9 protein-coding genes are annotated in these 9097 nt (G+C 59.7%); 8 read left to right on the top strand and 1 reads right to left on the bottom strand.

The window, feature by feature from the left end:
• Window positions 1-24: 24 nt before the first annotated feature.
• The 3 genes from rpsD to rplQ are packed head-to-tail and all read left to right on the top strand — an operon-like array spanning window position 25 to window position 2111.
• A complete protein-coding gene (rpsD, locus tag ACM62Q_RS10005; RefSeq protein ID WP_415036111.1) occupies window positions 25-654 on the top strand; it encodes a 30S ribosomal protein S4 in 630 nt (209 codons plus the stop codon).
• 24 nt (window positions 655-678) lie between these two features.
• On the top strand, window positions 679-1653 hold the full coding sequence (locus ACM62Q_RS10000; RefSeq protein ID WP_415036109.1) for a DNA-directed RNA polymerase subunit alpha: 975 nt from the start codon (window positions 679-681) through the stop codon (window positions 1651-1653).
• A gap of 56 nt (window positions 1654-1709) precedes the next feature.
• Window positions 1710-2111: a 50S ribosomal protein L17 gene (gene rplQ, locus ACM62Q_RS09995; protein WP_415036108.1), complete on the top strand. Its 402-nt coding sequence runs from the start codon at window positions 1710-1712 to the stop codon at window positions 2109-2111.
• Window positions 2112-2177: 66 nt separating this feature from the next.
• Here rplQ and ACM62Q_RS09990 read toward each other — a convergent pair whose 3' ends face one another.
• Window positions 2178-3962 carry an ABCB family ABC transporter ATP-binding protein/permease gene (locus ACM62Q_RS09990; protein WP_415036107.1) on the bottom strand — a complete coding sequence of 595 codons (1785 nt, stop codon included), beginning with the start codon at window positions 3960-3962 and terminating at the stop codon, window positions 2178-2180.
• Window positions 3963-4201: 239 nt separating this feature from the next.
• Between ACM62Q_RS09990 and ACM62Q_RS09985 the strand changes: the two genes are divergently transcribed.
• From ACM62Q_RS09985 to recG, 5 genes are read left to right on the top strand one after another with little or no spacing between them, the layout of a single operon-like run.
• Window positions 4202-5293: an OmpP1/FadL family transporter gene (locus ACM62Q_RS09985; RefSeq protein ID WP_415036106.1), complete on the top strand. Its 1092-nt coding sequence runs from the start codon at window positions 4202-4204 to the stop codon at window positions 5291-5293.
• Window positions 5294-5308: 15 nt separating this feature from the next.
• Complete coding sequence (locus tag ACM62Q_RS09980; RefSeq protein ID WP_415036105.1) at window positions 5309-5851, top strand: DUF2802 domain-containing protein; 543 nt, start codon at window positions 5309-5311, stop codon at window positions 5849-5851.
• Window positions 5852-5860: 9 nt separating this feature from the next.
• Window positions 5861-6634, top strand: a complete 774-nt coding sequence (locus ACM62Q_RS09975; RefSeq protein ID WP_415036104.1) for an SPOR domain-containing protein — start codon at window positions 5861-5863, stop codon at window positions 6632-6634.
• Between the two features lie 39 nt (window positions 6635-6673).
• Window positions 6674-7054, top strand: coding sequence for a RidA family protein (locus ACM62Q_RS09970; RefSeq protein ID WP_415036103.1), 381 nt, complete (start codon window positions 6674-6676; stop codon window positions 7052-7054).
• A gap of 5 nt (window positions 7055-7059) precedes the next feature.
• Window positions 7060-9087, top strand: a complete 2028-nt coding sequence (gene recG, locus ACM62Q_RS09965) for an ATP-dependent DNA helicase RecG (protein ID WP_415036102.1) — start codon at window positions 7060-7062, stop codon at window positions 9085-9087.
• The last annotated feature ends 10 nt before the right edge of the window (window positions 9088-9097 follow it).

Below are 9097 nucleotides of genomic sequence, written 5' to 3'. Positions count from 1 at the left end.
CGCCGCATCTAAGGAGAAAGACAAGTGGCTCGTAATCTCGATCCGAAATGCCGTCAGTGCCGCCGCGAAGGCGAAAAACTGTTCCTCAAGGGCGAAAAGTGCTTTACCGACAAGTGCGCCATCGAACGCCGCGCCTATGCGCCTGGCCAGCATGGCCAGAAGTCCGGTGCCCGTCTGTCGGACTACGGTGTGCACCTGCGCGCCAAGCAGAAGATTCGCCGCGTCTATGGCGTGCTCGAAGGCCAGTTCCGCAAGACCTTTGCCGAAGCTGACCGCCGCAAGGGCCAGACCGGCGAAAACCTGCTGCAACTCCTGGAGTCGCGTTTGGACGCCGTCGCCTACCGCATGGGTTTTGGTGCTTCCCGCGCCGAATCGCGTCAGGTTGTCCGTCACAACGGCGTACTGGTCAATGGCAAGCGCGTGAACATTCCTTCCTACATCGTCAAAGCCGGCGATGTGGTGCAGCTCACCGACCGCGCCCGCGCTTCCTTGCGTTGCAAGGCCGCGCTGGAAGCCGCTGAGAGCCGGGGTTTCCCGGAGTGGATTTCGGTGGATGTGAAAGAAGGCAAGGGCACGTTCAAAGCAATGCCGCAGCGTTCTGAACTGTCGCCGACCCTGAATGAAGGTCTGGTCATCGAACTTTATTCGAAGTAACCCGCAAGCAGAGGAATTTAGCCCATGCAAAGCAGTGGACTTCTCAAGCCCCGCATCATTGACGTACAGAGTGTTTCGCCGGTTGAAGCCAAGGTCATCATGGAGCCGTTTGAACGCGGTTTCGGACATACCCTGGGTAATGCGCTGCGTCGCATCCTGCTCTCGTCGATGCCGGGTTTTGCCCCGACCGAAGTTTCGATCGACGGGGTGTTGCACGAGTATTCGTCGATCGACAACGTGCAGGAAGACGTGGTCGACATTCTCCTTAACCTGAAGGGCATCGTATTCAAGCTGCACAGCCGCGAGGTGGTCAGCCTGAAGCTCAACAAGGAAGGCGAAGGCCCGGTGCGCGCCGGCGATATCGAGCTGCCGCACGATGTCGAGATCATCAACCCGGAACACGTCATCGCCCACCTTTCCGCTGGCGGCAAGCTGGCCATGGAAATCAAGGTGGAAAAAGGCCGTGGCTATGTGCCGGGCAACATGCGTAACCTGGGCGACTCCAAAACCATCGGTCAGATGGTGCTGGATGCCTCGTTCAGCCCGGTGCGCCGGGTGGCCTACGCGGTTGAAGCGGCGCGGGTGGAACAGCGCACCGACCTCGACAAGCTGATCGTCGATATCGAAACCAACGGCATCGTCGAGCCGGAAGAAGCGATTCGCTACGCTGCCCGCGTGCTGATCGAGCAACTTGCCGTGTTCGCCGATCTCGAAGGGACGGCACCGGTGGCGGAAGCTGCCAAGCCGACTCAGGTTGATCCGGTGCTCCTGCGCCCGGTCGATGATCTCGAGTTGACGGTGCGTTCGGCCAACTGCTTGAAGGCAGAAAACATCTACTACATCGGTGATCTGATTCAGCGCACCGAGAACGAGTTGTTGAAAACGCCGAATCTGGGCCGCAAGTCGTTGAATGAAATCAAGGAAGTGCTTGCCGCGCGTGGTCTCACGCTCGGCATGAAACTGGAAAATTGGCCGCCTGCCGGTCTGGAGAAGGCGTAAGCCTTTAACAGATCAGGTTGCCAAGGGACGCCTGCAGAACATAGAAAGGATTAACCATGCGTCACCGTAATGGTCTTCGTAAACTGAACCGCACCAGCAGCCATCGCCTGGCGATGCTGCGCAACATGGCGGTTTCCATGCTTCGTCATGAAGCGATCAAAACCACCCTGCCCAAGGCCAAGGAACTGCGCCGTGTGGTCGAGCCGCTGATCACCCTCGGCAAAACCCCGACTCTGGCCAACAAGCGTCTGGCGTTCGACCGCCTGCGCGATCGTGAGATCGTGGTCAAGCTGTTCGCTGAAATCGGACCGCGCTATGCCACCCGTCCGGGCGGCTATCTGCGCATTCTGAAGTGCGGCTTCCGCGTGGGTGACAATGCGCCGATGGCCTTCGTCGAACTGGTCGATCGTCCGGAAAATACCGAAGCGGTCGAAGCAGAAGAGGATAGCGCCGAGTAAGGCACTGCGATCCAACAAAAAACCGGCTCAGGCCGGTTTTTTGTTGGGCGGAATTTCCATAAGCGATCAATTCTCCTGCTGTTGCAACGCCCACATGCGGGCGTAGTGGCCACCTTGCGCCAGCAATTCCAGGTGCCGCCCCTGTTCGACGATACGCCCGCCGTCCATCACCAGGATGTTGTCGGCCTGCATGATGGTCGACAGGCGGTGGGCGATGATGAGGCTGGTGCGCCCACGCGCCGCCTGTTCCAGTTCGCCCTGAATGGCGCGCTCTGTATTGGAATCCAGGGCGGAAGTGGCTTCGTCGAAAATGAGCAGCTGCGGGTTCTTGAGCAGCGCGCGGGCAATGGCGACGCGCTGTTTTTCGCCGCCGGAGAGTTTCAGACCGCGCTCGCCAACCGGGGTCTGGTAGCCCTCCGGCAGGCTCTCGATGAAGCCGTGCAGATGCGCCGCCTGGGCCGCCTGGAAAACCTCCTCGTCGCTCGCCTGCGGGCGGCCGTAGCGGATGTTGTAGAGGATGGTTTCGTTGAACAACACCGTATCCTGCGGCACGATGCCGATGGCGGCGCGCAGACTGTTTTGGGTGAGGTCGCGGATATCCTGGCCATTGATGCAGATGCTGCCGCTGCGCACATCGTAGAAACGGTAAAGCAGGCGGGCCAGTGTCGATTTGCCTGAGCCGGAAGCGCCTACCACCGCCAAAGTGCGCCCGGCCGGAATGTGAAAGTCCACGCCATGCAGGATGGGGCGGTTGCTCTCGTAGGCGAAATCGACCTGCCGGAACTCGACCGCGAGCGGTGCCTGCGCCGGCAGTTCCTGTGCGTTCGGGCGGTCGACGATCTCCCGCTCGCTGGCGAGCAGGGCGAACATGCGCTCGATATCGGCCAGCGCCTGACGAATTTCCCGGTACACGATGCCGAGAAAATTCATCGGCAGATAAAGCTGGATCAGAAAGGCATTGACCAGCACCAGATCGCCGATCGTCATGCTGCCCTCGGTGACACCGGCCGCGGCGCGCCACATCATGGCGGTGACGCCGAGCGCAATGATGCCCTGTTGCCCCAGATTGAGGTAAGCCAGCGTGGTTTGGCTGCGCACGCTGGCGGTTTCCAGGTGCACCAACTGCGCGTCGTAGCGCTGCACTTCCCAGGCTTCGTTGTTGAAGTATTTGACTGTTTCGTAGTTGATCAGGCTGTCGATGGCGCGGCTGTTGGCGGCACTGTCATTTTCATTGACGGCGCGGCGGATGTTGATGCGCCAGTTGCTGATTTTGACTGTGAAAATGACATAGGTGGCGAGGGAGGCCAAGGTGATCAGCACAAAGCCAATGTCGTAACGCACGAACAAGATGCCCAGAACGAGCAAAATCTCGATGAGGGTGGGGAGGATGGAATACAGGGTATAGGAAATCAGGCTGGAAATGGCCCGGGTGCCGCGCTCCAGATCGCGGGAAATGCCGCCAGTCTGGCGAGCAAGGTGAAAACGCAAGGAGAGGTTGTGTAAATGTTGGAAGACTTCCAGCGCCACCCGCCGGATGACGCGTTGCGTCACGCGCGCAAAGAGAATTTCGCGTAATTCGGTAAATAAGGCATTGGCAAAGCGCAGCGTGCCGTAGAGCAGGAGGAGTAAAACCGGCAGTGCCCAGGGGGTTTCCCCGGCAAAGCTGTCGATCATCTCCTTGAACACCATGGGCACGCTGACATTGGCGAGCTTGGCGAGAATCAGGCAGGCCAGTGCGGCAAGAATCCGCCCGCGAAATTGCCAGAGATAGGGGGACAGTGTGCGCAGGGTCTGCCGGATATGCAGATCGGTGGCGGGCGGCCCAGCGGGCGGTTTGTTGGAGCGGCGCATGACAGGCGGCAAGGCAGTATGAGAAAGCGGGAGTATAGGGACAAACAGGGGAAAATTCCGGCTTCGCTCGGCAAACTCAGCCAAGGTGGGGTACTTACGACATAGCCTTAAAAAGTGCCGGATGCGGCAAGGAATCTGCTAAAAAAACTGCAAAAATGGAATAAAATCAGCTTTCTTTTGGGCGCAAGTTGCGCTGTACATGCCCTTGGGGTGGAATAGAAAAAATGAAACGCAAAAGCATGAAACTGCCTATCTTTTCGGCCATGATTACCTTGGGTTGCGTAGGTTCTGCCGTGGCAGCAGGTTTTCAGTCTTTGGAGCAGAGCGCCAGCGGGCTGGGGGTGTCCTATGCCGGTTCGGCGGCAGTTGCTGATAATGCGGCGACGATTTTTTATAATCCGGCGGGTTTGGCCAACCTGAACGGGATCACTATTTCGACGGGTATCGTAGGCGTCAATGATCAGCGCGAATTTCGCGGCGCGGCGGGTCATTCTGGCGGCGAAGCCGGTGAGCCGTATGCTTTGCCCAATGCCTATTTCAGCTGGCAAATCACGCCGCAGCTTAGCGCTGGATTGGGCGTATCGCGCCCTTACATGCTCGATCTCGATTACACGGCAGGCTGGCAGGGTGATGCCAGCGGGCGGCGCGTTGAAATTCGTTCGCTGAATGTGAATCCGGCGCTGGCCTACAAACTCAACGACAAGGTCGCCCTGGGCGCGGGTTTGAACTACCAGCGCCTCGATGGACGCTGGCTTAATGCGACCAATGATGTGAAAGCGGATGACTCGGCCACGGGCTGGAATCTGGGTGTTTTGTTCACCTTGTCGCCCGCCATGCGCGTGGGCTTGGCTTACCGTTCGAAAATCGAACACCGCCTTTCGGGGCGTAACAATGGCGCTGCGTATAAAGGTGATCTCGACACCCCGGGCAGCCTGACGCTTTCCGTGTGGCAGCAGATGTCGGATCGTTGGGAAGCGATGGGGGATTTGTCTTATACGCAGTGGAAGTCGATCGACGGCTATGACCTTGACAACGCCTGGCGCTTTGCCTGGGGCGCGGCGTATAAGTTTCATGCGCAAGGCAAGGTGAAATTCGGTATCGCCTACGATCATGCGCCGATGAGCAAACATAAACGCAGCGTCTTGCTGCCAGATAACGACCGCCTGTGGCTTTCCTTGGGTGGGCAGTGGGCCTTTGGCAAGGCCAGCGTGCTCGATGTGGGCTACGCCTATCAGTATTTGCGCGACGGCAAGGTGGCCGATGGCGCCGCCGTGGGTAAATATGAAGGCAGTGGCCACGTTTTTGGCGTGCAATATTCCGTCGGTTTTTAAGCTGACAGGCAAGGCATGAATATCGCCGGGATGAGTCTGGGGTTACGCGAAGGCGTTTTGCTCCTCATCGTGCTGGTGGCGTTTTATATCGGCCGGGTGTTGTGGCGCATGCGCCATATCGAACCACCGACGGCACGGCAGACCGCGGGTGTGCCCGAGGCTCCTGTGCCTGCTCCCGACGACGCGCTTACCCACTCAGCGCGAGAAAGAGAAACAGAGCGCGCAGCCCAGGTCTTGGAGGAAGATCTTGCTGTGGCGGCACATTCCTCGGCAAGCGCGCGCGCCGCTGATTTTGCGGCGCAAGCGCAGGAAATTTCACTCTTGCGCGACGAGGTCGATATTTTGCGCAGCGAACTGGCGGCTTTGCGCAAGGACATGCAGCACGATCTTGGGCAAATGCGCGTGGCGCAGAATGTTTCGCCCTTGTATGGTGATGCGATGCAGATGGCGCTGGCCGGACATACGGCAGAAATGATTGCAGAACGCTGCGGCATCGCCCGGGCGGAGGCCGAGTTGGTCGTGGCCTTGACGCAAAACCAGGCAACAAACGCACATTGAGGGGCGGGCATGGCAGAAGATTTACACACAGCAGGTACGCCGACGACAGAATCAGCGGATTTACGCCGCCAGTTGAGTAAACGTTTGGCTGTGGCGGGCGGTTTGGTGCTGCTTTTGCTGGCCTTGCTGGCTGTTTTTGATCGCCTTTCGCAGCCGGCAGAGGAGGCGGATGCGCCGGAATTTACTGAAGCTGTTCCGGTGGCACCGAAAAAACCATTAACCCAACCGCTTTCACTGGCCCCGGAAGAAAGCGAGGCACCGGCAAATACCGCAGAAGAGGCTGCGCCGGCAGTTACGGACGCCCCGCCCCCGCCGGATATCGCGGCCACGCCCGCCAGCCCGGGAAAAACAGAACATGCGCCGGCTCCGGCCGCAGGCAAAGCGACGAAGAACGAAGTCGTTGTCGCAGAAGGCACCGCCGCGCCGCCGCTCGCGCTCGATACACCGCGCCCGGCGCAGGCAAAACAGGCAAAAACCTCGTCAGCAAGCGCGCCGCATGCCGTCGTCGTCACGCCGCCGCGCCAAAATCTTGAGCTGACGCCACCACCACCGCGCCCGGCGCGCTCGGCCGAAGGTTTTTTGTTGCAGGCTGGGGTGTTCAACAGCGCCGAGCGGGCCGAGGAGTTACATGCCAAACTCACGCTCAACGGTATTCCGACGCAGGTCGAAACCCGGGTCCAGGTCGGGCCCTTCCATACGCGCCAGGAGGCCTTGGCGGCACAGGCAAAACTGAAGGCGCTGGGCATCGAAAGTCTCTTGGTTTTACCCAAAGCGACGCGCTGAGCTTGGCACCGCATCATTCAATTTTTACAGGATATTTTCATGACGCGCAGCATTATCAGTACTTTGCACGCCCCCGCCGCAATCGGCACCTATTCGCAAGCCGTGCGTGCCGGTGATACGGTGTATCTGTCCGGCCAAATCGGTCTCGATCCGGTCAGTATGCAGATGGTGGAGGGGATAGATGCGCAGATCGTGCGCGTTTTCGATAATCTCAAAGCGGTGGCTGAAGCGGCTGGCGGTTCTTTGAACGATGTCGTCAAACTCAATGTGTATTTGACCGATCTCGCGCATTTTGCCAAGGTCAATGAGTGCATGACGCGTTATTTCAGCGCGCCTTTTCCCGCGCGTGCGGCAGTCGGCGTCAAGGAATTGCCGCGTGCCGCATTGGTCGAAGCAGACGCGGTGATGGTTCTCGCCTAAGGGGCATGGCCAGTCGGGCCATACAGGTTGGGGATGCGCTGAAGAAAAAATTGGCGCGTCTGGGACTGAGCACGGAAGACGACCTGCTCCTGCATCTGCCTCTGCGCTATGAAGACGAAACCCGTCTGACGCCGATTGCCCGCGCCCTGTGCGGCGCGCCGGTGTTGCTTGAGGTTGAAATCCGGCATTGCGAAATTCAAATGAATCCGCGCCGTCAATTGGTGGCGCAGGCTTTTGATGCCAGCGGCGAGGTCAATCTGCGCTTTCTCAATTTTTATCCCAGCCAGCAGGCCATGTTCGCGCCGGGAGCGCGTCTGCGGGTTTTTGGCGAGGTGCGCGGTAATTTCTGGGGGCTGGAAATGGTGCATCCGCGCTGCCATAGTGTGGCCCCGGAAACGCCGCTGGCACAAACCCTGACGCCGGTTTACCCGAGCACTGCCGGCCTGACCAGCGGTGCGCTGGAGAAATTGATACGGCGCACGCTCGAGCGCGCCGATTTGGCGGAAACCTTGCCGGAAGATTTACGCGCCCGCCACCGCCTGCCCGGCTTTGCGCGCAGCCTGCGTTTTTTGCACCATCCCATGCCCGACGCGGATCTCGAGGCGCTGCAGGACAAGCGCCACCCTGCCTGGCGGCGGATCAAGTTCGATGAAGCTCTGGCGCAGCAGATGTCCTTACGCCGTGCCTTTTTGGCGCGCCGCGCGCAAGGCGCGCCGGTGTTGGTGGACGATGGTGTCTTGCGTGCCGCCCTCTGTGCCGCCTTGCCCTTTGCCTTGACTGACGCGCAAACGCGGGTGGTGGCCGAAATTTCCGCCGATCTGGCGCAGGCTTACCCGATGCAGCGTTTGCTGCAAGGCGATGTCGGCGCGGGGAAAACCATCGTTGCCGCGCTCGCCGCCTGTCAGGCGATAGCCGCCGGCTGGCAGGTGGCTTTTATGGCGCCGACCGAAATTCTCGCGGAACAGCATTATCTGAAACTGAACGACTGGTTGGCCCCCTTGGGCGTGCGTTTGGCCTGGTTGAGCGGCAGTTTGAGCAGCAAAGCCAAGCGCACCCAGTTGGCCGCGGCGGCCGCTGACGCTCAACTCATCGTTGGCACGCACGCCCTGATTCAGGAAGGGGTGGATTTTGCCCGGCTGGGGCTGGTGATTGTCGATGAGCAGCATCGTTTCGGCGTTGCCCAGCGTTTGGCCTTGCGCAGCAAAGGCGCGAATCCACACCAGTTGATGATGTCGGCAACACCGATTCCGCGCACCTTGGCGATGAGCTATTACGCCGATCTCGATGTCAGTGTGCTCGACGCATTGCCGCCGGGGCGCACCCCGATCAAGACGCGGTTGGTGGCCGATAACCGGCGGCGCGATGTGATCGATTTTGTGGCCAAGCAAATCGAAGAAGGGCGGCAAGCCTATTGGGTTTGCCCCTTGATCGAGGAATCGGAAACCCTGCAGTTACAGACGGCGGAAGAAACTTTCGCGCGCTTGTCGGCGGAACTTATGCAATGCCGCATTGGACTGGTGCATGGCCGTTTGAAGGCGGACGCCAAGCAGGAGGTGATGCGCGCTTTCGCCGCCGGATCGCTCGATGTGTTGGTGGCGACGACGGTGATCGAAGTGGGGGTTGATGTGCCCAATGCCAGTTTGATGGTGATCGAACATGCCGAACGCTTTGGTTTGTCGCAGCTGCATCAGTTGCGCGGCCGGGTCGGGCGCGGGGGCTATGAATCGAGTTGTATTTTGCTCTACGCCGGGCCTTTGGGCGAAATTGCCCGTCAGCGTCTAAAAATAATTTTCGAGCATACCGACGGTTTTGAGATTGCCCGGCAGGATTTGCATTTGCGCGGCCCAGGGGAGTTTATCGGGGCGCGGCAAAGCGGCGTGCCTTTGTTGCGCCATGTCGATCTCGAGGCGGATGCGGAGCTGGTCGAAGCGGCTCGCGCTTGCGTTGATGAAATGCTGCAGGAGCACCCCGATGCCAGCGCTGCGCACCTCCAGCGCTGGCTGGGCCAGCGCGAGGAATTGCTCAAGTCGTGACGATGACCGC

Source organism: Azonexus sp., assembly GCF_047638095.1.
Taxonomy (GTDB): domain Bacteria; phylum Pseudomonadota; class Gammaproteobacteria; order Burkholderiales; family Rhodocyclaceae; genus Azonexus.
The sequence above is the reverse complement of the archived record's forward strand: the minus strand, read 5'-3'. Positions and strand labels throughout refer to the sequence as shown.